Here is a 23,623-nt window from a genome sequence, read left to right on the forward strand (position 1 = left end):
TGAGATGACCACAACCGACAAGGCAGTGGAGACCGGCCGACTGGCCGACAATATCGTATTTTTCGCGCGAACACTGCGGAAGGCCGGCATGCGGATCGGACCGGCGGCCGTTCGCGACGCGATCGAAGCGGTTCGCGCCGGCGGCATCGGCTCTCGCGAGGATTTCTACTGGACGCTGCACGCCGTTCTCGTCAATCGCCGCGAGGATCATGTCCTGTTCGATGAGGCGTTTCGGCTCTTCTGGCGGTCGCGCGATCTTGTCGAAAAGATGCTGGAGTTGTTTTCACCCGTGGCGCCGCCTAATCGGCCGCGAGAGAAGCCCCGCGCCGGTGAAACGCGAATCAACGACGCGCTTGCCGAAAATCGCCGCAATCCGCCGACGCGTGACACGCCGCCGGAGATCGAGGTGGACGCGCGGCAATCGAGTTCCGGGACGGAAGTCCTCAAATCGCTGGATTTTGCGCAGATGACGGCCTCCGAGATGGAAGAGGCGAAGCGGGCTCTCGGTCGATTGATGTTGCCCGTGGATATGGTTCGAACGCGCCGCTATCGACGCGCGTCGAACGGGCGGCAGATCGATCCGCGCGCCACTATGCGAACCGCTCTGAGACGCGGCGGCTCGATCATATTGCCCGAGTTTCGAAAACGCAGGGAGATCCATCCGCCGCTGGTCGTTCTGGCCGATATCTCCGGATCCATGAACCAGTACACGCGCATTTTCCTGCATTTCCTGCATCTTCTCACCGAGAAGCGCCGCAAGGTGCACACATTTCTCTTCGGCACACGATTGACGAATGTCACCCGGCAGATGCGTTTCAAGGATCCAGACGTCGCGGTCGAGGAATGTTCGGCGGCCGTGGAGGACTGGTCAGGCGGCACGCGTATCGCCGAGACGCTGGAAGAGTTCAATCGTCTGTGGTCGCGGCGTGTGCTTTCGCAGGGCGCGGTTGTGTTGTTGATCACCGACGGTCTGGAGCGGGAGGTCGATAACGATCTCGAAGCGCAGATCGAGAGGTTGCATAAATCCTGCCGACGGCTGATCTGGCTTAATCCGTTGCTGCGTTTCGACGGGTTCGAGGCGCGGGCAGGCGGTGTGAGAAAGATGCTCCCGCATGTTGACGAGTTCCGCGCCGTGCACAATCTTAACGCCATATCCGACCTGGTCGCAGCACTGGACGGTAGCGGCAGGGCCGATGTGGATCCACGACGGTTTCTGTAGGTGGCCTGACCCGAGGGAGATTTTTCATGAGCGAAGCTGACACTATTCAGGATCCGCTCTCCATTGCGGAGAAATGGAAGCAGGAAGGACGGGAGGTTGCGATCGCCACCGTCGTTCAGACCTGGGGATCGGCGCCGCGACCCGTAGGCAGCCATCTTGTGATCGATGGCGAGGGCAACTTCCAGGGGTCCGTATCGGGCGGCTGTGTCGAAGGCGCGGTGGTGAGCGAAGCCCTGGACGTTATCGACGCCGGTAAATCGAAGATGCTGGAATTCGGCGTCGCCGATGAGACGGCCTGGCGGGTAGGGCTCTCCTGTGGCGGAAAAATATCCGTCTATGTCGAAAGGCTGGTTTAGACGGTGGATTTTCAACTCCTCAAAAAACTCAATGCGGAGCGGGCGGCGCGGCGCGCTGTCATCCACGTCACGGGCGTTGACGACGACGACGAACAACTCGTTCTGGAGCAGGATGAGATATCCGGAGAACTGGGAGAGGCGGTCGTCGGAGCTTTCAATTCGGGCAAATCGTCGATGGTCGAGATTGCCGGGCGCAGACAGTTCCTCAATGTCTACGTTCCTCCGGCGCGCATCGTCGTCGTCGGCGCAGTCCACATCAGCCAGGCCCTTGCGCCCATGGCGAAACTTGCCGGTTTCGATGTGCGCATCATTGACCCGCGCACGGCTTTCGCCACGGAAGTGCGGTTCGTCGATGTCGATCTGGCGGCGGAATGGCCTGATGAAGCGCTTAAAGCCCATCCGCTCGACGCCTATACCGCGCTTGCGGCGCTGACCCACGATCCCAAGATCGACGATTACCCGCTGCAGGCGGCGATCGATGCGGAATGCTTCTATATCGGCGCGCTCGGTAGCCGAAAAACCCATGCGTCCCGAGTGGCGCGGCTTATCAAGGCGGGCAAGTCCGAGGCGGAGATCGGACGCATTTCCGCGCCCATCGGCCTTGATATCGGCGCGGCAAGCCCATCGGAAATCGCAGTCGCAATACTTGCGGACATCATCCAGGCGCTCAGGAAGAGAAAGGCGGTCGCCCCGTGAAATTTGGTCCCGTCGGGCTCGATGACGCACGAGGCTCGGTTCTTGCCCACTCCGTCAAGGCGGGTGCGCGACGGCTGAGAAAAGGCACGGTTCTCGGCGAGGACGAAATCGCCATGCTGCGCGACGCCGGCATTGGTGAAGTTATCGTGGCGAGGCTGGATTCCGGGGACGTCGGAGAGGACGCAGCCGCAGGCACGCTCGGCAATTCCATGGTCGAACCGGGACTGACTGCGGAGCCGGCGTCGACCGGAAGGGTCAATCTCGTTGCGCGCTGGAATGGCCTGTTTCGGGTCGATCGTGACCGGGTTGACGCATTCAACCGCATTGATCCGGCGATAACGCTCGCCACCGTACCAGATTGCACGACCCTTCTGGCGGGCGAGATGGCGGCGACCGTCAAGATCATCCCGCTCGCCGTTTCTGAAAGTCGATTGGCCGATGCGTTTGCGCTTCTGGAGGGAGACGCCATTTTTCGCGTAAAGCCCTTTGAACCGCGCGCCGTCGGTCTGATCGCCACCGAACTACCGTCTCTGAAACCTTCTGTCATGGACAAGACCGCGCGTCTGCTTGCCCAACGGCTCGGCGTCTCTGGCAGCGAAATCAGAACGGAACGTCGCGTTCCTCACGATGCGAAGGCGGTCGCAGACGGTATTCGCGCACTGGCGGAAGACTGCGACATGATCGTCGTCTTCGGAGCGTCAGCAGTGGTGGACGATCATGACGTAATACCGGCTGCGATCGAACTTGCCGGAGGAGCTGTCGAACGCGTCGGCATGCCGGTCGATCCCGGCAATCTTCTGGTGCTCGGAAGCCTTGATCAGATTCCGGTCATCGGTGCGCCCGGCTGCGCGCGCAGCCCGAAGGAAAACGGTTTCGACTGGGTGCTTGCCCGCATCCTCGCCGGTGAAACGCCAACCTCCGACGTTATCGCCGGAATGGGCGTGGGCGGTTTGCTGGCGGAAATACCGAGCAGGCCTTCGCCGCGTCAGGCGGGAGAAACGCCCGGGAGCCTCAAACCTGTGTTGGAGACGATCATTCTCGCCGCCGGCAGATCGAGCCGCATGCAAAAGGGGGCGTCCGGTGACGCCCCGCACAAGCTTCTCGCCGAATTTGACGGGGTTCCTCTGATCCGTCGAACGGTCGAAACGGCTTTGGCGGCCGGCGTCGGTAAAGTTCATGTTGTGACCGGATACCGCGCTGCCGAGATTGAGGCGGCGCTGACAGGGCTCGACGTCAACGTGGTCCATTGCCCGGATTATCAGGACGGCATGGCGTTTTCGCTGCGCGCCGGTCTTGCCGCGCTGTCGGAAAAGACCTCCGGAATGCTGGTCTTGCTTGCGGACATGCCATTTGTCTCGGCGGATGATCTTCGCCGTCTCGCAAAGGCTTTCGATGATGCTGGCGGCCAGTCGATCACTCGCGCAGCCAGCGGGAACAAGCGAGGCAATCCGCTGATTTTGCCCAGAAGCACATTCGCCGCCATCGGCCAGTTGGAAGGCGATGTCGGAGCCAGGAGCATCGTCGCCTCCAGCGGTCTCGATGTCGTCGACGTCGATATCGGAGACGCCGCGCTGATAGACGTGGATACGCGGGAGGCGGTGACGGAAGCCGGAGGCGTATTGAAAGGCTGAGCAGTCCAAGGTTCTCTTTGACGGGTGGAACTGCAGCCCGGCCATTCTACTACCTGTTGATATGCGGTATGTTCAGGTCCTGTTTGGAAATCGGAGGGGGCTGTGATGAATGTGATGGTTGTCGGCGCGGGGCCGACCGGACTGACTGCTGCGGTCGAGCTTGCCAGACGCGGCGTCGATGTCCGTATCGTCGATAAACGCGCCGACGGCTCCGGCTTTTCGCGGGCCGTCGGAATCCTGCCCAAAAGTCTCGAACTTCTGGAGGCGTCGGGCGCAAGCGCACGATTGCTCGATGAAGGCGTCAGAATTCAGCGCGTCCATGTTTTTCAGGGAAAGCAGGAAGTACTCACGGTATCGCTGGGTCAGCAGGGCGCTGACGGTGGTTTCATTCTCGCGTTGGCGCAGGACCGAACGGAAGCGATCCTGCGCGACTGCCTCTCACACCATGGCGTCGCCGTGGAATGGTCGCGAGAACTGACTGATTTCCGGCAGGAGGCCGACTGCGTCCACGCGGTCTTTGCGGACGGCGCGACGGAGGACTTCGACTATCTGGTTGGGGCCGACGGCGTTCGAAGCCACGTTCGCGAGGCGCTTGGCGTCGACTATGACGGGATAGATCTGCCCGAAACCTGGTCGATCGCCGATGTCGACGCAAACGGCTGGCCCTATGACAAGAGCTTCGTCATCTTCAGGCTGGATCATGGTCGCGTGGCGGTGGTCGTGCCGCTCGACGCCAATCGATACCGGGTCATCTCGAATACGGACAACGCGCTTGCGGCGCTGCCTTTGCCGCTGGCGGTCACGAATACCCATCGCGAAGGCGAATTCAAGATATCTGTTCGTCAGGTCGACCGATACGATATCGACCGGGTCTATCTCGCCGGCGACGCAGCCCACTGCCATTCGCCGGTCGGGGGAAGGGGCATGAACCTGGGTATCGACGATGCGGCGGAATTCGCAAGGAGGCTAGCGCAAGGAACGCTCGACGGCTACGGCGAAAGTCGACACGCGCGGGGCCGACGCGTCATCAAGGCCAGCGAGGGACTGAGAAAATTCGTGACGTCGCAATCCGGTGTCAACGCCATTCTGTTTCGCGTGTTGACGGCGGCCATCGGTCGCGTGCCCGCCCTGCAACGCCGTCTTGGCAGGGCGATACTTTACGACTGAACGAAATTTCAGGAAACGGCGTTGGCCGCCGCAAGTCCCTGCTGGATATCCGCAAGCAGGTCCTCCGTGCCCTCCAGGCCGATCTGCAGCCGGATGACCGGTCCTTCCTTCGGCTGCTTTACCACGACCCGGTCACCCAGATAGACGGGCACCGCCAGACTTTCGAAGCCGCCCCAGGAATAGCCGAGACCGAAAATCTCGAGAGCGTCCAGGAAGGCGTCCGCCTTCCTTTTCCAGCGCGACGCCGATGCATCGCCGCCGTCGAGCACGATGGAGAACAGTCCGCTCGAGCCGCTGAAATCGCGTTTCCACAAGTCGTGGCCCGGGAATTCGGGCAGCGCCGGATGCAGAACCCTGGCGACGCCGGCGGCGTCCTGCAGTCGTTGCGCTATGCTCAGCGCGCTTTTTTCATGATGGGCGAGCCTGACCGCCATGGAGCGCAACCCGCGCAACACAAGATAAATGTCGTCCGGTCCGGCGCATACGCCGAGGGTGACATAGGCCTCGTAGAGCTTGTCCCAGTACTTCTCGTTCGCGGACACCATGCCCAGCAGCACGTCCGAATGCCCTGACGGGTACTTCGTTCCGGCGTGTACGACGATGTCGACGCCGAAACTCATCGCCTTGTAGAAGACGGCGGTGGCCCAGGTGTTGTCGAGCATGACAATGGCGTCATGCCGATGGGCGACCTCGACAATCGCCGGGATGTCCTGGATCTCGTAGGTGTTCGAACCCGGCGTCTCTGTGAAGACAATGCTTGTGTTCGGCTTGAACAGTGATTCGATTTCCGCGCCGATCTCCGGGTCGTAGTAGGTGGTTTCTACTCCCATCTTCGCCAGAATCGTGTCGCAGAACCTGCGGGTCGGGCTGTAAACGGAATCGACAACCAGGATATGATCTCCCGCTTTGACTAATCCAAGCAGCGGAACTGTGATCGCGGCAAGCCCGGACGGAACCACGATTGTGCCCGCCGCGCCTTCGATCTCCGTGATCGCGTCGGCCAGCGCGTCGGATGTGGGGGTGCCGCGCGTGCCGTATGTGTATTTCTGGTTGCGGGAGGCGAGCGTCGCCGCATCGGGAAACAGCACAGTCGAAGCATGCACCACCGGCGGATTGACGAATCCGTGAAATTCCCTTGGATTGTTGCCGGCGTGGGTAATGACTGTGTCTATGTTTTTTTGTGAATCCCGGTTCTTGTCTGACATGGAGGCGTTGATCCTGTTTTGATTTCATCGAATGCTCTGCCATGCCCCGAGGAAGGGTGCAAGATGCGTCTAAAATCCAAGATGCATTGCTTTTGTTGGTCAATTATTCAGGGAAAAGTCGGTTTTTGAGCTAAAGGGCTTGACCCGAGGGGCGATTGTGGAATGTGATGACTGTGTCAAAGGCTGTTATGTCGCGTGAAGTCGTCCGCATGACGACAAATCATCGTCATGCGGCCTATTGGGAGTGACAAACAGGGCAACAGAAAAGGTTGTATAAAATGAAAAAACAGATTCTGTCGACAATCGTCGGCACAGCGGTCTTGGGCCTGACGGCGGGTTACGCGTCAGCAACCACCCTTGAAGACGTCAAGGCGAAAGGATCGTTGCAATGCGGCGTGAGTCAGGGTCTCCCCGGCTTCTCGAACCCGGATGACAGTGGCAACTGGTCCGGTCTGGACGTCGATTTTTGCCGGGCGGTCGCCGCCGCTATTTTTGGCGATGCAACGAAGGTCAACTTCACGCCGCTCTCCGCGAAGGAACGTTTCACAGCACTTCAGTCAGGGGAAGTTGACGTTCTGTCGAGAAACACCACCTGGACGATGACACGCGACACCACGCTCGGCCTGAATTTTTCCGTCGTGAACTACTATGACGGTCAGGGCTTCATGATCCGTAAGGACATGAACATCAACTCCGCTCTGCAGCTTTCGGGCGCGTCGATCTGTACGAACACCGGCACGACGACCGAGCTGAACGTCGCCGACTATTTCCGCGCCAACGACATGGAATACGAACTGGTCGCGTTCGAAAAGGCCGACGAAGTCGTCGCCGCCTACGACGCGGGACGTTGCGACGTCTACACTACGGACGCTTCCGGCCTGTACGCACAGCGCCTCAAGCTGACGGATCCGAACGCCCATATCGTTCTGCCGGAAATCATTTCCAAGGAACCGCTGGGACCGGTCGTCCGCCAGGGTGACGACGAGTGGCTCAACGTCATCAAGTGGACCCACTTCGCCATGCTCAATGCTGAAGAACTCGGCGTAACCTCCGAGAATGTCGATAGCATGAAAGAGAGCGCCAACCCGGCGATCAAGCGTCTGCTCGGCACCGAAGGTGAATTCGGTACGCCGATCGGCGTCCCGAACGACTGGGCCTACAATATCATCAAGGAAGTCGGAAACTACGGCGAAACCTTCGACCGAAACGTCGGCCCGGATACGCCGCTGGCGATTTCGCGCGGCGTGAATGCGCTGTGGACCAATGGCGGTCTGCAGTACGGACCTCCGATCCGCTAACAAACAGAAAGCCGCCCGGTGGAGCACCTCCGCCGGGCGGTTTCACAAAAGACGCAAACGATCCGCCTGAAAGGCGGGCGAGGGGACTACATCACCCGGTCTTCGCGACAACAATCGCGGGATTCGGGCAGGAGAAAGTACTATGGCTCTGCAGGGCGTTTCACACGACGTCGGTCAGCCAAAGGTTGCAATATTCAACGATCCGAAAATCAGGGGCTGGGTTTACCAGACGGTTCTTCTTGTCGCGATCGTGTACGTTGCCTATGTCGGCATCCAGAATATGTTCGCCAACCTTGCGGCGCAAAACATCGCATCCGGCTTCGGATTTCTCGGGCGCAACGCCGGTTTCGCCATAAGCCAGACTTTCATCGATTACAGCCAGGGGGAGTCGAGCTACGGACGGGTATACCTGGTCGGCTTGATCAATACGCTTGCCGTTGCGGTGAGCGGGGTATTTCTGGCGACGATCCTCGGTTTCATTGTCGGCATTGCGCGCCTGTCTCCCAACTTTGTGCTGAGGGGGGTGGCGACGGTCTATGTCGAGGTCTTCCGGAATATTCCTCTGCTGCTTCACATCTTCATCTGGTATTTCGGCGTCTTGCGGCTGTTGCCGCATCCGCGGGAAAGCGCTGATCTGGGTTTTCTTGGCCTCCTGAACAACCGCGGATGGTTTGCGCCCTTGCCGATCACCGATGATCTGTTCTTCCTGACATCGATCGCTTTCGTCATCGGCCTTGTCGCGACCATCGTCATCTCGAACTGGTCCAGAAAGCGGCAGATGGCGACTGGTCAGCAGTTCCCGGTCTTCCAGACCGGCCTAGCGCTCATCATCGGTTTCCCGTTGCTGGTCTTCCTCGTCACCGGACTGCCCTTGGCCTTCGATATGCCTGTCGCCGGAGGCTTCCGGCCAAGCGGCGGCTTCACCATAATCCCGGAATTCATTGCGCTGCTGCTGGCATTGACGTCCTATACGGCCGCCTTCATCGCGGAAATCGTGCGCGCGGGCATTCTGGCGATCAACAAGGGGCAGACCGAAGCGGCCCACGCGCTGGGTCTTCGCAATGGTCCGACGCTGCGCCTTGTGATCATTCCGCAGGCGATGCGGGTGATCATTCCTCCGCTGACCAGCCAGTATCTAAACCTGACCAAGAACTCGTCTCTGGCCGTCGCAATCGCCTATCCGGACCTTGTTTCGGTGTTTGGCGGAACAGCGCTCAACCAGACCGGTCAGGCTGTCGAGATATTGCTGATGACTATGCTGACCTATCTGGGCATCTCGCTGCTCACATCGGCCTTCATGAACTGGTACAATGCGCGAATGGCGCTGGTGGAGAGGTAGGGTCATGTCGACGTCAACGAAATCCACCGCCTATGTCAGAACCGAGATGCTCGGCGAGGAAACCCCGCCGATCACCTCAACAGGCATCGTCGCCTGGGTCAGAGCCAATCTGCTCTATCCCTGGTACAATGCGATCCTGACGCTTCTGGCCATCGTAATCATCGTTCTCTTCTTGCCGCCTTTGATCGAATTCGTGTTCATCAACGGCGTGTGGACCGCAGAGGGCAGGGAGCAGTGCACGACGATAGCCCAGGGCGGCGTCCAGCCGGACGGATGGGTCGGCGGCTGCTGGGCCTATGTCGGCGCTTACATGGGGCAGTTCATCTATGGCCGATATCCCAGCGCCGATCTTTGGAGGGTCAATCTGGTCTTCGCGATGTTCGCGATCGGCTTGGTCCCGTTGCTCATGCCGTCGGTTCCATACAAGCGGGAAAACATCGCGTTTCTGTTGATCATCTTCCCGGTGGCGGCGTTCATTCTGCTGACGGGCGGCCACTTCGAATATAGCGGTTTCCTGCTGCCGGACTTCATCATGGAACCTTCTGCGGCGAAGTTCTGGGTCGATTACATCATCCTGACCGCGATAATCATCGGGATCGGCGTCGCCATTGCGCGGGGCACAGACTCCAATCCCCGACCCATCGTGCGGGGAATTCTCATCGCAATGGGCGGCCTCGCGGTGATCTTCATTGTATGCGCTGTAAACTTCGGTCTGGAGGAAGTTCCGACGGACCGTTGGGGAGGCCTGCTGGTGACGCTGGTCATCGCGGTGACCGGCATTGTGGCTTCGCTGCCGATCGGCATCGTGCTCGCCCTCGGCCGGCGGTCCAAGATGCCGATCGTCCGTCTGATCTCGGTGATCTTCATCGAGTTCTGGCGCGGCGTGCCGCTGATCACCGTTCTTTTCATGTCTTCGGTGATGCTGCCGCTCTTCCTGCCGGAAGGCGTGACCTTCGATAAATTGCTGCGCGCGTTGATCGGCGTCGCGATGTTCTCGGCCGCGTACATGGCGGAAGTGATCCGCGGTGGTTTGCAGGCCATTCCCAAGGGACAGTACGAAGGCGCGATGGCGCTGGGCCTCGGCTATTGGCAGATGATGCGTATGATCATTCTGCCGCAAGCGCTGAAGCTGGTGATCCCGGGGATCGTCAACACCTTCATCGGCCTCTTCAAGGACACGACGCTGGTGCTGATCATTGGTTTGTTCGACTTCCTCGGCATGATCCAGTCGAGCTTCACCGATCCGACATGGGCGACGCCCTTGCAGTCTATGACGGCGTACTCATTCGCCGCCGCCGTGTATTTCTGCTTCTGCTTCAGCATGTCGCGCTATTCAGCCTATATGGAACGCCGGCTTGACACCGGACACAAATAAGACAGGGGAATAACAACAATGTCAGAACCAGCCATCGAGGAAGTCGACCGTTCCAAAATGACCGTGTCCGACACGGAGGTCGCGGTAGAAATCGTGGGCATGAACAAGTGGTTCGGTGATTTCCACGTCCTGCGCGACATAAACCTGAAAGTCATGCGTGGCGAAAGAATTGTCATCGCAGGCCCGTCCGGATCGGGCAAATCGACGATGATCCGCTGCATCAACCGGCTGGAAGAACATCAGCAGGGCACGATCGTCGTCGACGGAATCGAACTGACCAACGACCTGAAGAAGATCGACGAAGTACGGCGCGAAGTCGGCATGGTGTTCCAGCATTTCAATCTTTTCCCGCATCTGACGATCCTGGAAAACTGTACGCTGGCGCCGATCTGGGTTCGCAAGATGCCGAAGAAGCAAGCCGAGGAAACGGCGATGCATTTCCTGACACGGGTCAAGATCCCGGAGCAGGCCCACAAATATCCGGGCCAGTTGTCCGGCGGTCAGCAGCAGCGCGTGGCGATCGCCCGGTCGCTGTGCATGAACCCGCGTATCATGCTGTTCGACGAGCCGACCTCGGCCCTCGACCCGGAAATGATCAAGGAAGTGCTCGACACCATGGTCGGCCTCGCGGAAGAAGGCATGACGATGCTGTGCGTGACCCACGAGATGGGATTTGCCCGTCAGGTGGCAAACCGTGTGATTTTCATGGATCAGGGGCAGATCGTCGAAGAGAATGCGCCGGACGAATTCTTCGACAATCCGCAGCACGAGCGCACCAAGCTATTCCTCAGCCAGATCCTTCACTGATCCTGCGGAAACTGTTTCTTCAGCCGGTCTCGTAGCCGTAGAGCCAGTCGAGGTCGGCCAGAAGCGATTGCCCGCCGCGGAGTGTGAAGACGATGTCGCGGCCCAGCCTGAAGGGGCCGATGGCCTGGTAGGCGAACTTGTTGAGCAAGCCGCGCTGGCCAACGCGTCGGATGCGGGGCCTGCGATGCGCTTCGAAGCGCATGAGGGCGGTCGCCGTTTCGATGTCGGTCCGATCCAGCCAGGACGCGAGTTCACAGGAATCCTCTATCGCCATAGCCGCCCCTTGAGCTGCATGCGGCGCCATCGCGTGGGCGGCGTCGCCGATGAGTATCGTGCTGTCGTCGCCTCGCCAGGACGCGTCTGCGACTTCGTAGATCGGCCAGTGGCGCCATTCGGCATTCGCCAGAACAATTCCGATCGACGCGTGCCACCTTTTGAATGCTGACAGCAGACGGGCGGCGTCGCCCTTGAGGTTCCAGCCTTTCTCACTGTGATGTTCGGGGATCGTTGCAACGAGGTTTATCGTCCCGGAACCGATTCGGTAGATCACGAGATGAGCGCCGGGGCCTAGCAGGGCCGTCACGTCGGTGCGCGAAAATGAAGCTGGAAGCTCCGCAATCGGCATTGTCGCCCGCCACGCGGAGTAACCCGAGAAGCGAGGCTCCGCAGACCCGCGAACCATGCGCCGCAGGCTCGACCAGACGCCGTCTGCGCCGACGGTCACATCGGCGGCGCCACGCGCCGGCGCCTCGATCCGCTTGCCGAATTCGAAATCGATTGAACTGTAGCGCCGGCAGGCATTCAAAAGAACATCCTGCAGTCTGGCGCGGTGGATGACGGCGTAAGGCGCCTTCCAGCGATCCCTTGACATGGCTCTGACGGGCAATCGGGCAAGCGTTCGCAGTGAAAGACCGGAAACCAACTGCAGATTATCGGGTTCATACCAGACTTCGGCGAGGTGGCCCCTAAGGCCGAGCGCATCGTAAATCCTGGTCGCATTCGGCGAAAGCTGCAAGCCGGCGCCGATTTCCTCAAGCGCCGGAGATTGTTCGAATATCCGCACAGTATGGCCTCTTTCGGCCAAGGCGAGCGCCGTCGTCAGTCCCGCAACCCCGGCGCCAACGATATCGATATGCTTTGTGTTCTTCACGGGTATCCGTGCATTTCGTTCGGACAGTCGTAGTGTCTGATTTGCGTTCAGGGCCGACGCGTCCCTGACAGCCCCGCCTTAAAGAACTGCGGCGTTGAAGAGGCAGTTTTCCGGAAGCGTTGTTGTCACGCTGAGAAGCGGATTGTAGCGATAGTGCGTCGAACAATAGGGACAAACGATTTCCGTGTCGTCTCCCATATCGAGAAATTCGTGCGGATGATCGAAAGGCGGATTCGCGCCGACACACATGAACTCCTTCGTTCCAACCTCGATCGTGGTGTGACCCGCGTCATTGTGGAAGTGAGGAATTGTATGTCCGGCCATGGAATTCTCCATAAGAATAAATGTTTCGAGTAAGCATTTCCGCTTTCCATCGCCCCGCTTGCTGATCGCAAAATTCGGGCCTGTCTTCAAGTCCAAATATTTGGGGTAAACTTGTTTGTGATCAAACCATTCCAGCGCGATGCTCGATGTATCACTTGATTTTCGGGACCCGCTGGGTTTGAAAACAGAAACGCAAAGGCTCCGCATGTCGAATGGATCGCCTTGCGGTGTTTCATGCTTCGGATCTGGACGATATGGTTATAGAGGCGCTGCCAATGCAGCATTTCATGAATGGTGATCTGCGGATCGCCTATCTCGATGCAGGCCCGCGCGATGCGTTTCCAATCCTGCTGATTCACGGATTTGCCTCCACAGCTCACATCAACTGGGTCAACACGGGTTGGGTCAAAACTCTGACTGACGCCGGACACCGGGTGATTGCTCTCGATAATCGCGGTCATGGCGTCAGCGACAAACCGCATGATCCCGACCGCTATACATTGTCGGAGATGAAGAGCGATTCCGTGGCGCTGCTGGATTATCTGTCTGTTCCGCAGGCCAATGTCATGGGTTACTCCATGGGAGCGTCGATAACAGTGCGACTTGCGCTCGACGATCCCGACAGGGCGGCGTCCCTGATTTTCGGCGGCCGCGGGGCCGCGATCCTGGAGCCGAACCTCGACTGGGAGTCGATCGCCAATGGTCTGCGCGCGCCTTCGGCCGACGACGTTACTGGCGAGCCGGCGCGTCGGTTTCGTCTCTTCGCCGACCAGACGGGGTCTGATCGACTTGCGCTTGCGGCTTGCATTCAGTCAATCCGCACCTTTTTTACGGAAGTGGAACTGGCTCAGATCGAAAAGCGCGCCCTGGTAGCGACCGGAACGAAGGACGACATTGCGGGTCCGCCGGAGCCGTTCGCAAACGCGCTTGCGCACGGCGAGGTGTTTCACATCGAAGGCCGGGACCACATGCTTGCTGTTGGCGACAAAACCTACAAGGCTGCGGTGCTCGAGTTCCTTGCCGACGGTTCCGGAAGCTGCGTTTCCGGATGAGCGGGCAGACTGTCGATATAACTCGACCGGTCGAGCAAGTCCGCAAGTTTATCGGAACGCATCAGAATACTCTGGTCGCGACTGTCTTGGGGGTAGAAGGACCTCCCGTGGTATTCCTGCATGGCGGCGGCCAGACCCGCCATGCCTGGCTGGCGACCGCGAGAAGTGTCGCCCGCGCCGGTTGGACTGCAATCTCTGTCGATTTGCGAGGTCATGGCGACAGTGACTGGATTGATGGCGGGCACTACAATTTCGATGACTTTTCCCGAGACGCGATCCGCCTGTTTCGTACAATCAAAGAGGATTACGGGGAAAAGCCCGTGGCGGTGGGCGCGTCGCTCGGCGGCATTTCGTCGCTGATCGCACAACAGTTGTCCGGCCAGGATCTTCTCGCCGGGCTGGTTCTCGTTGACGTGACGCCCCGGATGCGGCGTGACGGCGTCGAAAAGATCCTGGGTTTCATGGGAGAGAGAGCCCATGAAGGATTTGCCTCCCTGGAAGAGGCCGCTGACACGATCAGCGCCTATCTGCCGAATCGAAATCGTCCCAAATCGCTGTCGGGCCTTTCCAAGAACCTGCGGCGGGGAGAGGACGGCCGCTATCGCTGGCATTGGGATCCGGCCATTGTTTCGGGGCCGCATCCGATCGATGCCGGCCAATTCACCTCGGAAAAGCATCGCCTGGAGGCTGCCCGCGCGCTGACCATTCCCACCCTGCTGGTTCGCGGGCGACAATCGGAGCTTGTCCAGGAGGAGCACACTGAGGAGTTTCTCGAAATAGCGCCGCACGCAAGACTTGCGGATGTTTCGGGGGCCGGGCACATGGTTGCGGGCGATCGCAATGATCTCTTCCAGGCGGCCATACTCGATTTTCTTGGTGAATTACGCGACAGCGCCGCCACGTAATGGTTGCATCCGCATTTATTGACGCAGCGCGGCCAGTATGATCTGTCAGTCGCCCGTGTGGCGGAATTGACGCATATCGGCTGCACGAACGACGGTTCTGTTAGAATAGGCATGACATGGACATCGCATCGCGAGTTTACGATCACAATTGGAAGATTGATCCGATCGTCCGATCCCTGATCGACACGGACTTCTACAAATTGCTGATGGCGCAGTCGGTTTTCGGAAACAATCCGGACACGCAGGTGACGTTCAGCATCATCAACCGGACGAAAGAGGTGCCTCTGGCGCAGCTTATCGACGAGAAGGAACTGCGCGACCAACTCGACCACATACGCGACCTCAGGCTTACTCCCGGCGAGAGCACCTGGCTGCGGGGCAACATGTTTTATGGCAAACGCTACATGTTCCGTCCGGACTTCATGGAGTGGTTCGAGAACCTGCGATTGCCGCCCTATCATCTGGAGCGGCGCGGCGATCAGTACGAATTGACATTCGAGGGGCCATGGCCCGCCGTCATGCTTTGGGAAATACCGGCGCTTGCCGTACTGATGGAACTGCGATCCCGCGCTGTCCTCCGTGACATGGGCCGTTTCGAACTGCAGGTCCTTTATGCGCGCGCAATGACGAGGATCTGGGAAAAAGTCGGTGACCTGCGCGATTTGGACGCTCTCAAGATCGCCGATTTCGGCACGCGCCGAAGGCATTCCTTCCTGTGGCAGGACTGGTGTGTTCAGGCGATGCTCGAAGGTCTGGGCGACAAGTTCATCGGCACGTCGAACTGCCTGATCGCGATGCGGCGCGACGTCGAAGCCATCGGCACCAACGCGCATGAATTGCCGATGGTCTATTCCGCGCTGGCGAACTGCGATGAAGAGCTGGCTTCGGCGCCATACAGGGTGCTGGAGGACTGGCAGGAAGAGCACGACGGCAACTTGCTGATCATATTGCCGGACACGTACGGCACAGAAGGCTTTCTGAACCGGGCTCCTGACTGGCTGGCGGACTGGACGGGCATTCGCATTGACAGCGGTGATCCGGTCGTCGCCGCCGAAACGGCGATACACTGGTGGCGCTCCCGCGGACAGGACCCGCAAAAGAAGCTGCTGATATTCTCCGATGGGCTCGATACCGACAAGATCATCGACATCTACAACCGCTTCCATGGACGCGCCCGCGTCAGTTTTGGATGGGGCACGCTGCTGACAAACGATTTCCGGGGCCTCGTCGACGGGGATCGACTTGCGCCGTTCTCGCTCGTCTGCAAGGCCGTTTCCGCCGATGGCCGGCCGACCGTCAAGCTGTCGGACAATCCCCGCAAGGCCATGGGGCCGCCGCAAGAGATCGAACGCTACAAGAAGGTCTTCGGCGTCGGCGCTCAGGAAGAGCGGGACGTCCTGGTTTGACCTCAGCTTCCGTTGAAAACGGGTTTGCGCCTTTCGCGGAACGCCAGTCTGCCTTCCTTGTAATCCCTGCTTGAAAACGTCGATGCTCCGAGAGCAGAGGCTTTTTGGAAATCGTCGGCGCTATGGCTGAGCGCGGCGCGTATGGCCGCCTTTGACGCGCGGTTGCTGAGGGGCGCGTTCGCGCAGATCTCCGCAGCCAGTTGCAGCGCGTTTTCCTCCAGGTCCCGGTCGTCGTGCAGCGAGAGAATAAAGCCGGCGTCGAGCGCCGTCGCAGCGTCGATCCGGCGGGCCGAATAGAGCATGTAGCGGGCGAATTGCGGACCTGCTGCCTCCACGATGTCAATCATTGCATCCGCCGGATAGGACAGGCCAAGCTTGCCTGCAGGCACGCTGAAAGAAGCGGTGTGGCTGGCTATGCGCAGATCGGCGGCGGCCGCAAGGCCAAACGCCCCGCCGAAACAGATTCCTCTGATAACGGCCAGGACCGGTATGGGACATTCGCGCACAGCCCGAAACGCGTCGGAATTCGACTGCTCGTATCGGTCGGCGGTGTGCGGATCGCGTCTTGCTGAATCGAATTCTCCGATGTCGGCGCCTGCGGAAAAGTCGCTTTCCCCGCCGCCCTTCATCAGCACGCATCGAATGTCGTCAGCCTGGTCGATCAGTTCGAATGCATGGACGATCTCGCGCCACATCTGGTGCGTGATCGCGTTCTTCTTGTCCGGTCGATCGAAGGTAATCGTCGCTATGGAATCGGACCAGCTTAGAACGATCTGGCCGTCGGCAAGCGGTTTCGAAGATTGATTGTTCAATTTCTTTGTCACCGTCGTTGAAAAGTTTTCGATTTGAATAATCGCGGATTCGCCCTATTTTTATCGCAAGTTTACCAAGGCGCGATAGGTTCCGAAGCAAATGCGGCTCCGGTCGTGACGCAAAAATATCGAGGGAGACGCCGCGATGCCAGCACCGAAGGCGCTAAGGGCGGAACAGATCAAGGCGATGGATCCGATTTGGGACGCCATCCGCATGGAGGCCCAGCAGGCCGCCGACAATGATCCCGTTCTCGCAACCTACCATTATTCGACCATCCTGAATTTCCGGACGCTCGAAGAAGCCGTCATTCATCGCGTGTGCGAACGTCTTGATCATGCGGACATGCCGACCAACCTGCTGCGCCAGACATTCGATGAGATGCTGGAAGACTGGCCGGAATGGAGCGCGATCCTGCGGGTTGATATTCAGGCTGTTTACGACCGTGATCCGGCTTGCGACCGCTTCATTGAGCCGGTGCTTTATTTCAAGGGATTCCATGCAATCCAGGCGCATCGTCTTGCACACTGGCTGTGGGAAAACGGTCGCCGGGATTACGCCCTTTACCTGCAGAGCCGGTCTTCGGAAGTTTTCCAGACGGATATTCATCCGGCGGCGCGCATGGGCAAGGGCATCTTCCTCGATCATGCGACCGGTCTTGTTGTCGGCGGCACGGCGATTATCGAGGACGACGTTTCCATTCTGCATGGCGTAACGCTGGGAGGAACCGGCAAGGAGCCGGGCAACCGGCACCCGAAAGTTCGTCAAGGCGTTCTGATCGGCGCCGGCGCAAAGATTCTCGGCAATCTGGAAATAGGAAGATGTTCGCGCATCGCCTCCGGTTCGGTGGTGCTTTCGGCCGTGCCCGAGGCGTCCACGGTGGCCGGAGTGCCGGCGCGGGTTGTCGGCAAGGCCGGGTGCCTGGAGCCGTCGCGATCCATGGACCAGATCGTCGGCGAAAGCTGAGACAACAGAAATCCCGCGTTTCAGGCCCGCATCCCGAGGTGCGGGCTTTCTAGTTTAAAGACACGGGATTGTCGGTGGTTGCAGTGGGTTTTGCTGCAGATCGAAATAGTACAAGCGGCCGGTCGCTCTTTACATTGCCGCTTCTGACGTGCGAGAAGCGCCGCTAACCTGAAACGCCGGGCGACCCGTGTCGCCGACAGGTCAATTGACGGAGATTGTCTTGAAGCCGGAAGAACTGCGCAAACTGGATTCCTATTTCAAACGCACATTCAACGCCCAGATGGCGGTTCGAAAGCGCCCCAACAAGAACGATTCGGCGGAAGTCTATATCGGAGATGAATTTCTCGGCGTGCTGTTCCGCGACGATGACGAAGAAGACGATCTTTCCTACAATTTCACGATGGCTATTCTCGAGATCGATCTGGACGATCATTAAGTCTCAGGTTCACTGGGTCAGGCGCTGCTTGCGGGGAGGGCGGGCGCTTACGATTGCCGACGACACGTAAAAATTCATAGCCTGATCCAGGGCTTTCCATTGCGGCAGCAGGTCTTCGCTGAAGCGGTACATCAAGCTCAGGCCTTGACCTTTATGAACATCGCGCATGCAGGTGCGCGACTCGTTCGGCAGATCCGAAGGGTCGATGCATCTGGCGACAAAGGGATGGGCTGTGTTCGTCTCGACATAGAGATATTCACCGGCGTAGCGGCTGGTTTCGTCAAAGGTAAACCGGGTCAGGCCGTAACTCAGTGACTGACCGCGATGATCGACAAGTCGGCTGTATACAGGCGCAAATCGCTCCGACATGTCGAGCTGCATCTCCTGCCTGCTGAGCGTGATGAAAACGATATCCTGTGAACTGTCGATGCCGTTGAAAAGATCCTTGGTCTTCTCACTGTATCCCTCCAGACTCGGCCAGAGCACGTAGAGGTCAACCCGGTTTGCAGCGCCGTCGTTTCGCTGCTCTTCGAAGCGGATCATGTTGTCCGGGATACGCAACGCATTATCGCCAATTGTGATGGTCCGGATTGTCGGATCCGCGCTGAAACCGCTGGTGACGATTGTGTCGCCGTACCAGTGTCCGGCGATGTTCAGCAGAACTGTGAGCAACATCAGGGACGCAGCGACTACGGCGGTTTTCCAGATGAACGCCTGCGATATCAGGGGGCGCGGGTCGATCGCCGGATTTGCCGATTGCGAGGAGGGCATCAAATGGAATTCCCATGCGAGCAACGCCCGCACCTATGGATCAGGTTATTTTGGATGCGATTTTCGCGGAATGTAGTTAAGACCTCGTAAACCGGCGTAATTCCGGCTCCCCGGCGCATTGTCATTTTCCCGGTAGCTGCTATGCGAGGACGGGATTGCGCAGACACCTGGAGGATTTGATATGGCGCTGTACAAGCTCGACGACGAAAGCCCCAACCTGCCTGACGGATTTTTCTGGGTTGCGGAAAGCGCGTCTGTAATCGGCAAGGTGAATATCGGCGAGGATGTTGGAATTTGGTTCGGTTCGGTTCTGCGCGGGGACAACGAGCCGATGACCCTTGGCAAGGGCACGAATGTCCAGGAAAATTGCGTCATGCACACCGATATCGGATTTCCGCTCGTCATTGGCGAAGGCTGCACGATCGGTCACAAGGCGATGCTGCATGGCTGCACGATCGGCGACAACAGCCTGATTGGGATGGGCGCGATCGTGCTCAATGGAGCCAGGATCGGCGATAATTGCCTTATAGGGGCAGGAGCTCTCGTGACGGAGGGAAAGGAAATACCGGACAACAGCCTCGTCATGGGGTCGCCGGCAAAGCCGGTTCGTGAACTCGACGACAAGGCGGTCGCCATGCTGCAATGGTCCGCGCGCCACTACATCGAAAATGCGCGTCGGTTTGCAGCCGGTCTCGAAAGAATTTCCTGAGAACAAAAAAGAGCCGTCCCTGGGGCGGGACGGCTCACAGGCCTGGTCTGAGATGGGAAGGGTGGGGACCGACCGAGGCCTGAATTCCGGTTGCGCGCCGTTCTATTTGCGGATGCTTCCGACAAAAGTGGCGCGGCTGTCCTGCAGCTTGGTCCATCTGCCGGTGTTGACCGAGGATTGACGCTTCAAAAAGGTGTAATCCGTTTGTGACCACAGCAGGACTTCATCGTGCATATTGTCGAGGATGAAGTCGCCATGGTCGGTTCTGACCGTAAGCACGGCGTGTCCCGATCCGTCGGTTTGACGTACAATGGTGATTAGCAGGTCAGAAGCGCGATAGCCCATCTGCATAAGCAGCTTCTGTTTCAGCAGAACGTAGTCCTCGCAGTCGCCGACAGCCTTGGGGTAAGCCCAGAACTCTTCGACGCCGAACACATCCTGATCGGTCATCGGGATGATGTCGCGATTGACCCGTGCATTAATGCTGACCATCCGGTTCCAGACGTCCTTTGTCAGCCTCATGGGCGCGCTGACGGGCGTACGGTAGCTGCACTCGGACGGATGAACCTTGCAAAAATTGTAGTGACCGATCGGCTGGCTGGTGCCTCCGAGCGTCTGCATGTTGGGCGAGAAGCCCAGCGCCGGCCCTGTCAGCCAGACCATGGCGAGCGCGAGAATACCGCCGATGCACAGTGTGGATTTCATGATGCGTCCCTCTCCATCTTGAGGGAACTATCTCACATTGGATTTTAGATACCGGAAATTATCGCAATAAAAACAAAGGCTAATTCAGAATAAATGCAGTTAAAATTCTATCGAACCGGGTAAGCGGCGGGAAACCGAAAACGCAATTGCGCGGATGGCTTTACCAGGCGCTTTCTATCGGCCGTATACCGAACTAAGGTGCCCGAATGGGGAGTCATCGCTAATGCGGCAGCCAACCAAGGCGGAGCTCAGGATCGAGCATTCCATGCGCGATCCGTTTCTGGCGGATAATGTGACGAATGCAATGCTGCTGCTCGCCGGCTTCATGTCCGGCTCGTTGACGCTGATCAGCGAAGGCATTCGGAGCTTCCTGATGCTGGCTGCGTCGACCTATGCCTATATTGTGCTGCGCGCCAAGCATCGCGGCCGCTTCGATCACTACGAATACGGGCTGGACAAGATTGAGAGCTTCGTCGGACTTGTCGTAGGGGGCGGACTTCTTGCAAGCGGTCTGTGGGTTGCCCAGAGCGTGGTTTCGACCATCGTCGGAGGCGAGCCGACCGCATCGCCGCTGGGGCTGGCCGTGGGGGCGGTGGTGAACGCCGTCAATGGCGTCGTGAATATTCTCGGTTGGTGGGGGATGAAGAAGGCCGAGCCGGAAGAGCCGTCCGATGTCTTCAGGGCCCAGCTCAACGCGCGGTTCATCATGATGGCGTCTTCGGTCTTTCTCCAGATCACGCTGACGATCGCCGCTTTGGCGATCGATCCCGTCGTGGCGCTGCTGATGGATGCGCTTGGCGCCGCTTTCGTCGCGACGATCATGGTGTTGCGCGGTGTTTCGATGCTTTTCCGCTCAGCGCCTCAGATACTGGATTCAAGGCCGGACGAGGACGTCTGCAAGGCTGTGCGCGAGGCGGCCGAGGCGGTCGTCGCCCCCGCCCAGGTCGCCCGTTTCAGGGCGCGGCCGATCATGGAGGGTGTCCAGGCGGAAGTCTTCGTGACGACGCCGCCGGATATGCCGGCCTCGGCTTTGTCACGGTGGCGTCAGGACATACTGGATCGCCTGCAGGACGGCGCGATGCGGATCGAACTCGCGGTTCTTTCCGAACATCAGGCCGATGGACAGGAAACGTGACGACACAGACGATCATGTAATCACTTTTCCGGGAATGAAACGGGGGTATCGATGCGCGGCAGGAAAGTTCTGTTACTGACAATCTTGGTGTTCGGAGCCTATTGCCTCTGGATGATCGGGCCGTATATCCGATCCACGCTGGTTCGCGACTCCGCCATCACAACCTGGTCGCGGATGGCTGTTGCGCCCATTGAAGGCCGTATCGTAACCGAGCTGCCGCTCGCCGGTTCGATCGTGGGGAGCGACGGCCTCGTGGCAACGATTGAAAATCCGCTGCTGTTTGATGAAAAACGATCGGTGGACGACATGCGTCAGCAGGTCGCCACCGCGCAAAGCAATGCCGCCGAAGCCACTGATCAGCTTGACGACACCGAAAGTTTGGAACGGCGAAGAGTGAGTCAGCGCGATCAGTTGGCGGAGGTTTTTCACGAAACCCTTGAGACGGAAATCCAGACGCTCAGGCGGCAGATTGCGGTCAATGCAAAGCGGATCGACGTGCTGCAGCGGATCGTGGATCGCAGCCAGACCTTGACGGAGCGCGGTGTTGGATCGAACGCCGATCTTGACGAAGCCGCCCTCCGGCTATCCGACGCCAACGCGCGGGCGGCCGAACTCAACGCCGAACTTGCTTTTGCGCTATTGCGGGACAAGGCGGCCGAATCCGGCGTGTTCATCGCGGCCGACGGCAGCACGCCCGACTGGCTTCGCTACAGTGAACTGGAGTTGCAATTGCAACAGCAGAGACTGCGCCACGAACTCGACCGCGCAAATGCCCGCGTCGAGGACGCAAAACGTGGACTCGCATTGGCGACGACGGCGCTGGCGGAACTTTCCGCTGCAAATGTGACTGCGCCGGGCGGCTCGCTGATCTTCAGCGTCCTCGCCGCGCCGGACGCCGCAGTCACCGCTGGTCAACCCATTGTCGAATGGATCAATTGCGAGGTGCTGCTGGTGGACGTGCCGGTGCCTGACGCCGAGATTCCGCTGATCAGGAAAGGCGATCGCGCGGAGGTGATCATGGAAGGAGAATCCTCGGTCCGTGACGCGACGGTTGTTCTGACGCGGGGATCGGCGTCTCCGATCGGCCGCAAGGATCTGGCGGCGGTTGCAAAGGGGCGCACTGCAGGCGTCGCGCAGGCGTTGCTTTCGCTCGACAGGGAAGGGATGGGACCGGACCAGTGTCCGATTGGCCAATCCGCCTATGTCCGGTTTCCGGGCGTCGGCCTGTTTGACGTGCTGAAGGCGCGTTTGCGGCTATGATCGCCAGCGGGCGCCGCACGCCGACTCCGATCGAGCTCGAAAGAGAGCGAACTCTGATCATCACGGAAGTCGCCGACACGGCCATTGTCGTCCTGTTGATCGCCGCAGCCCTCGCCAGCGGATCGCTGACGATGCTGGGCGAGGCGACGCGCGGAGCGCTCACCCTTGGCATTGGATACTATTCGTTGTGGCTGTTGCGCGCCGTGCACCGAAACATGTTGAAGGGATTTCAATTCGGCACGGGAAAGATCGAGCAGTTCGCCTGGGTCGTCGTCGGACTTGGCATGGTCCTTGGCGCATTATGGGTGGGACAGAGCGTATTCCGGGCCCTGGATGGCGACAGTCCCGCAGCCAGTCCGCTCGGGCTCTCGGTGGCCGCGATCTTCAATGCTCTCAACTTCTGCATCAACTGGCTCAGCTGGCGCGGCATGCGCGCTGCGGCCAGAGAAGAAACGGGCGGCGTTCTCGGCGCCGAACTCAGCGCCCGGCGGGGAGCCGTCGTTGGCACCGGCATTCTTCAGGTGACACTGACTTTGGCCGTGTTCGCCAAGGATCCAGGGGTCGTTCTTCTGCTCGACTCGTTCGGAGCGCTGCTTGTCGTCTTTCTCATGCTGCGCCGGGGCCTGCGGATGATCAGCGCCGGTCTTTCGAGCCTGTTCGACCAGCCGGCCGATCCTGACAGGATGGAGGCGGTGCGCGCGGCGGTGGAGGCCTCTGTTCCCGAACGCGCGCTGATCGGATTTCGAACGCGACGGGGAGGCGACAGGCTGTTTGTCGAAGTCGCGATCGATACCGCGTCTGACGCTACGACCGGTGATATCGAGAATTACAGAAAATCACTGCAATCGGCTCTGCGGAGTCTCGAGACGCCCGTCGATCTTGTCGTCGTTGCTTCATGAAT

Annotated in this window: 24 protein-coding genes; 18 read left to right on the plus strand and 6 right to left on the minus strand. The window is 59.3% G+C overall.

Annotated features, from left to right (window positions below):
* The first annotated feature begins 4 nt into the window (after window positions 1–4).
* The 5 genes from AAFN47_RS05300 to AAFN47_RS05320 all read left to right on the plus strand — a co-directional run bounded on the left by AAFN47_RS05300 (window position 5) and on the right by AAFN47_RS05320 (window position 5,069).
* The gene (locus AAFN47_RS05300) at window positions 5–1,219 is read left to right on the plus strand and encodes a vWA domain-containing protein (protein WP_499808171.1); all 1,215 of its coding nucleotides are present in this window, start codon (window positions 5–7) and stop codon (window positions 1,217–1,219) included.
* Between the two features lie 26 nt (window positions 1,220–1,245).
* Window positions 1,246–1,575, plus strand: a complete 330-nt coding sequence (locus AAFN47_RS05305; protein ID WP_499808172.1) for an XdhC family protein — start codon at window positions 1,246–1,248, stop codon at window positions 1,573–1,575.
* Window positions 1,576–1,578: 3 nt separating this feature from the next.
* Window positions 1,579–2,271: an XdhC family protein gene (locus AAFN47_RS05310; RefSeq protein ID WP_499808173.1), complete on the plus strand. Its 693-nt coding sequence runs from the start codon at window positions 1,579–1,581 to the stop codon at window positions 2,269–2,271.
* The gene (locus AAFN47_RS05315) at window positions 2,268–3,902 is read left to right on the plus strand and encodes an NTP transferase domain-containing protein (RefSeq protein WP_499808174.1); all 1,635 of its coding nucleotides are present in this window, start codon (window positions 2,268–2,270) and stop codon (window positions 3,900–3,902) included. The genes AAFN47_RS05310 and AAFN47_RS05315 overlap by 4 nt, the downstream gene beginning before the upstream one ends.
* A gap of 105 nt (window positions 3,903–4,007) precedes the next feature.
* A complete protein-coding gene (locus tag AAFN47_RS05320) occupies window positions 4,008–5,069 on the plus strand; it encodes an FAD-dependent oxidoreductase (protein ID WP_499808175.1) in 1,062 nt (353 codons plus the stop codon).
* Between the two features lie 8 nt (window positions 5,070–5,077).
* Here the strand turns inward: AAFN47_RS05320 and AAFN47_RS05325 are convergent, their stop codons facing one another.
* Window positions 5,078–6,274: a cystathionine beta-lyase gene (locus AAFN47_RS05325; protein WP_499808176.1), complete on the minus strand. Its 1,197-nt coding sequence runs from the start codon at window positions 6,272–6,274 to the stop codon at window positions 5,078–5,080.
* Window positions 6,275–6,552: 278 nt separating this feature from the next.
* Here AAFN47_RS05325 and AAFN47_RS05330 point away from each other — a divergent pair, with 278 nt between their 5' ends.
* The 4 genes from AAFN47_RS05330 to AAFN47_RS05345 all read left to right on the plus strand — a co-directional run bounded on the left by AAFN47_RS05330 (window position 6,553) and on the right by AAFN47_RS05345 (window position 11,093).
* Window positions 6,553–7,572, plus strand: a complete 1,020-nt coding sequence (locus tag AAFN47_RS05330; protein WP_499808177.1) for an amino acid ABC transporter substrate-binding protein — start codon at window positions 6,553–6,555, stop codon at window positions 7,570–7,572.
* A gap of 142 nt (window positions 7,573–7,714) precedes the next feature.
* Window positions 7,715–8,911 carry an amino acid ABC transporter permease gene (locus AAFN47_RS05335; protein ID WP_499808178.1) on the plus strand — a complete coding sequence of 399 codons (1,197 nt, stop codon included), beginning with the start codon at window positions 7,715–7,717 and terminating at the stop codon, window positions 8,909–8,911.
* Between the two features lie 4 nt (window positions 8,912–8,915).
* Window positions 8,916–10,286 carry an amino acid ABC transporter permease gene (locus AAFN47_RS05340; RefSeq protein ID WP_499808179.1) on the plus strand — a complete coding sequence of 457 codons (1,371 nt, stop codon included), beginning with the start codon at window positions 8,916–8,918 and terminating at the stop codon, window positions 10,284–10,286.
* 18 nt (window positions 10,287–10,304) lie between these two features.
* The gene (locus AAFN47_RS05345; RefSeq protein WP_499808180.1) at window positions 10,305–11,093 is read left to right on the plus strand and encodes an amino acid ABC transporter ATP-binding protein; all 789 of its coding nucleotides are present in this window, start codon (window positions 10,305–10,307) and stop codon (window positions 11,091–11,093) included.
* 19 nt (window positions 11,094–11,112) lie between these two features.
* Here AAFN47_RS05345 and AAFN47_RS05350 read toward each other — a convergent pair whose 3' ends face one another.
* Together AAFN47_RS05350 and AAFN47_RS05355 are read right to left on the minus strand one after the other, a co-directional pair.
* Window positions 11,113–12,243 (minus strand): FAD-dependent monooxygenase, encoded by a 1,131-nt coding sequence (locus AAFN47_RS05350; protein WP_499808181.1) that lies wholly within the window; start codon window positions 12,241–12,243, stop codon window positions 11,113–11,115.
* A gap of 78 nt (window positions 12,244–12,321) precedes the next feature.
* Window positions 12,322–12,567, minus strand: a complete 246-nt coding sequence (locus AAFN47_RS05355; RefSeq protein WP_499808182.1) for a zinc-finger domain-containing protein — start codon at window positions 12,565–12,567, stop codon at window positions 12,322–12,324.
* Window positions 12,568–12,821: 254 nt separating this feature from the next.
* Here AAFN47_RS05355 and AAFN47_RS05360 point away from each other — a divergent pair, with 254 nt between their 5' ends.
* The 3 genes from AAFN47_RS05360 to pncB all read left to right on the plus strand — a co-directional run bounded on the left by AAFN47_RS05360 (window position 12,822) and on the right by pncB (window position 15,930).
* Window positions 12,822–13,619 carry an alpha/beta fold hydrolase gene (locus AAFN47_RS05360; protein WP_499808375.1) on the plus strand — a complete coding sequence of 266 codons (798 nt, stop codon included), beginning with the start codon at window positions 12,822–12,824 and terminating at the stop codon, window positions 13,617–13,619.
* A gap of 107 nt (window positions 13,620–13,726) precedes the next feature.
* Window positions 13,727–14,524: an alpha/beta fold hydrolase gene (locus AAFN47_RS05365; RefSeq protein ID WP_499808183.1), complete on the plus strand. Its 798-nt coding sequence runs from the start codon at window positions 13,727–13,729 to the stop codon at window positions 14,522–14,524.
* Window positions 14,525–14,640: 116 nt separating this feature from the next.
* Window positions 14,641–15,930, plus strand: coding sequence for a nicotinate phosphoribosyltransferase (pncB, locus tag AAFN47_RS05370; RefSeq protein ID WP_499808184.1), 1,290 nt, complete (start codon window positions 14,641–14,643; stop codon window positions 15,928–15,930).
* A 2-nt stretch (window positions 15,931–15,932) separates the two neighbouring features.
* Here pncB and AAFN47_RS05375 read toward each other — a convergent pair whose 3' ends face one another.
* Window positions 15,933–16,742 (minus strand): enoyl-CoA hydratase-related protein, encoded by an 810-nt coding sequence (locus tag AAFN47_RS05375; protein ID WP_499808185.1) that lies wholly within the window; start codon window positions 16,740–16,742, stop codon window positions 15,933–15,935.
* Window positions 16,743–16,887: 145 nt separating this feature from the next.
* Between AAFN47_RS05375 and cysE the strand changes: the two genes are divergently transcribed.
* Window positions 16,888–17,706 carry a serine O-acetyltransferase gene (gene cysE / locus AAFN47_RS05380; protein WP_499808186.1) on the plus strand — a complete coding sequence of 273 codons (819 nt, stop codon included), beginning with the start codon at window positions 16,888–16,890 and terminating at the stop codon, window positions 17,704–17,706.
* 220 nt (window positions 17,707–17,926) lie between these two features.
* The gene (locus AAFN47_RS05385; RefSeq protein ID WP_499808187.1) at window positions 17,927–18,142 is read left to right on the plus strand and encodes a DUF3126 family protein; all 216 of its coding nucleotides are present in this window, start codon (window positions 17,927–17,929) and stop codon (window positions 18,140–18,142) included.
* A gap of 9 nt (window positions 18,143–18,151) precedes the next feature.
* Here the strand turns inward: AAFN47_RS05385 and AAFN47_RS05390 are convergent, their stop codons facing one another.
* Window positions 18,152–18,913, minus strand: a complete 762-nt coding sequence (locus AAFN47_RS05390) for a hypothetical protein (protein ID WP_499808188.1) — start codon at window positions 18,911–18,913, stop codon at window positions 18,152–18,154.
* A gap of 181 nt (window positions 18,914–19,094) precedes the next feature.
* Here AAFN47_RS05390 and AAFN47_RS05395 point away from each other — a divergent pair, with 181 nt between their 5' ends.
* On the plus strand, window positions 19,095–19,622 hold the full coding sequence (locus AAFN47_RS05395) for a gamma carbonic anhydrase family protein (protein ID WP_499808189.1): 528 nt from the start codon (window positions 19,095–19,097) through the stop codon (window positions 19,620–19,622).
* Window positions 19,623–19,724: 102 nt separating this feature from the next.
* Here AAFN47_RS05395 and AAFN47_RS05400 read toward each other — a convergent pair whose 3' ends face one another.
* Window positions 19,725–20,327, minus strand: coding sequence for a transglutaminase-like cysteine peptidase (locus AAFN47_RS05400; protein ID WP_499808190.1), 603 nt, complete (start codon window positions 20,325–20,327; stop codon window positions 19,725–19,727).
* Between the two features lie 223 nt (window positions 20,328–20,550).
* On the opposite strand from AAFN47_RS05400, the gene AAFN47_RS05405 reads away from it, so the two are divergent.
* Genes AAFN47_RS05405 through AAFN47_RS05415 form a run of 3 tightly spaced genes read left to right on the plus strand, consistent with a single transcriptional unit; the run spans window position 20,551 to window position 23,621 of the window.
* Window positions 20,551–21,462: a cation efflux transmembrane domain-containing protein gene (locus AAFN47_RS05405; protein WP_499808191.1), complete on the plus strand. Its 912-nt coding sequence runs from the start codon at window positions 20,551–20,553 to the stop codon at window positions 21,460–21,462.
* A 51-nt stretch (window positions 21,463–21,513) separates the two neighbouring features.
* Window positions 21,514–22,722, plus strand: coding sequence for an HlyD family secretion protein (locus tag AAFN47_RS05410; RefSeq protein WP_499808192.1), 1,209 nt, complete (start codon window positions 21,514–21,516; stop codon window positions 22,720–22,722).
* Window positions 22,719–23,621 carry a cation diffusion facilitator family transporter gene (locus tag AAFN47_RS05415; protein ID WP_499808193.1) on the plus strand — a complete coding sequence of 301 codons (903 nt, stop codon included), beginning with the start codon at window positions 22,719–22,721 and terminating at the stop codon, window positions 23,619–23,621. Before AAFN47_RS05410 ends, AAFN47_RS05415 begins: the two co-directional genes overlap by 4 nt.
* Window positions 23,622–23,623: the final 2 nt, after the last annotated feature.

The sequence above is a fragment of the Hoeflea sp. CAU 1731 genome (assembly GCF_039888615.1).
GTDB lineage: Bacteria > Pseudomonadota > Alphaproteobacteria > Rhizobiales > Rhizobiaceae > Flavimaribacter.

Excerpts from the sequence above, each read along its gene's own strand:
- AAFN47_RS05300 (WP_499808171.1), top strand. The coding sequence starts at position 5 with ATGACCACAACCGACAAGGCAGTGGAGACCGGCCGACTGGCCGACAAT.
- AAFN47_RS05345 (WP_499808180.1), top strand. The coding sequence starts at position 10,305 with ATGTCAGAACCAGCCATCGAGGAAGTCGACCGTTCCAAAATGACCGTG.
- AAFN47_RS05400 (WP_499808190.1), bottom strand. The coding sequence starts at position 20,327 with ATGAAATCCACACTGTGCATCGGCGGTATTCTCGCGCTCGCCATGGTC.
- AAFN47_RS05335 (WP_499808178.1), top strand. The coding sequence starts at position 7,715 with ATGGCTCTGCAGGGCGTTTCACACGACGTCGGTCAGCCAAAGGTTGCA.
- AAFN47_RS05325 (WP_499808176.1), bottom strand. The coding sequence starts at position 6,274 with ATGTCAGACAAGAACCGGGATTCACAAAAAAACATAGACACAGTCATT.
- cysE (WP_499808186.1), top strand. The coding sequence starts at position 16,888 with ATGCCAGCACCGAAGGCGCTAAGGGCGGAACAGATCAAGGCGATGGAT.
- AAFN47_RS05415 (WP_499808193.1), top strand. The coding sequence starts at position 22,719 with ATGATCGCCAGCGGGCGCCGCACGCCGACTCCGATCGAGCTCGAAAGA.
- AAFN47_RS05330 (WP_499808177.1), top strand. The coding sequence starts at position 6,553 with ATGAAAAAACAGATTCTGTCGACAATCGTCGGCACAGCGGTCTTGGGC.
- AAFN47_RS05340 (WP_499808179.1), top strand. The coding sequence starts at position 8,916 with ATGTCGACGTCAACGAAATCCACCGCCTATGTCAGAACCGAGATGCTC.
- AAFN47_RS05395 (WP_499808189.1), top strand. The coding sequence starts at position 19,095 with ATGGCGCTGTACAAGCTCGACGACGAAAGCCCCAACCTGCCTGACGGA.
- AAFN47_RS05410 (WP_499808192.1), top strand. The coding sequence starts at position 21,514 with ATGCGCGGCAGGAAAGTTCTGTTACTGACAATCTTGGTGTTCGGAGCC.
- AAFN47_RS05305 (WP_499808172.1), top strand. The coding sequence starts at position 1,246 with ATGAGCGAAGCTGACACTATTCAGGATCCGCTCTCCATTGCGGAGAAA.
- pncB (WP_499808184.1), top strand. The coding sequence starts at position 14,641 with ATGGACATCGCATCGCGAGTTTACGATCACAATTGGAAGATTGATCCG.
- AAFN47_RS05390 (WP_499808188.1), bottom strand. The coding sequence starts at position 18,913 with ATGCCCTCCTCGCAATCGGCAAATCCGGCGATCGACCCGCGCCCCCTG.
- AAFN47_RS05355 (WP_499808182.1), bottom strand. The coding sequence starts at position 12,567 with ATGGCCGGACATACAATTCCTCACTTCCACAATGACGCGGGTCACACC.
- AAFN47_RS05360 (WP_499808375.1), top strand. The coding sequence starts at position 12,822 with ATGGTTATAGAGGCGCTGCCAATGCAGCATTTCATGAATGGTGATCTG.
- AAFN47_RS05320 (WP_499808175.1), top strand. The coding sequence starts at position 4,008 with ATGAATGTGATGGTTGTCGGCGCGGGGCCGACCGGACTGACTGCTGCG.
- AAFN47_RS05405 (WP_499808191.1), top strand. The coding sequence starts at position 20,551 with ATGCGGCAGCCAACCAAGGCGGAGCTCAGGATCGAGCATTCCATGCGC.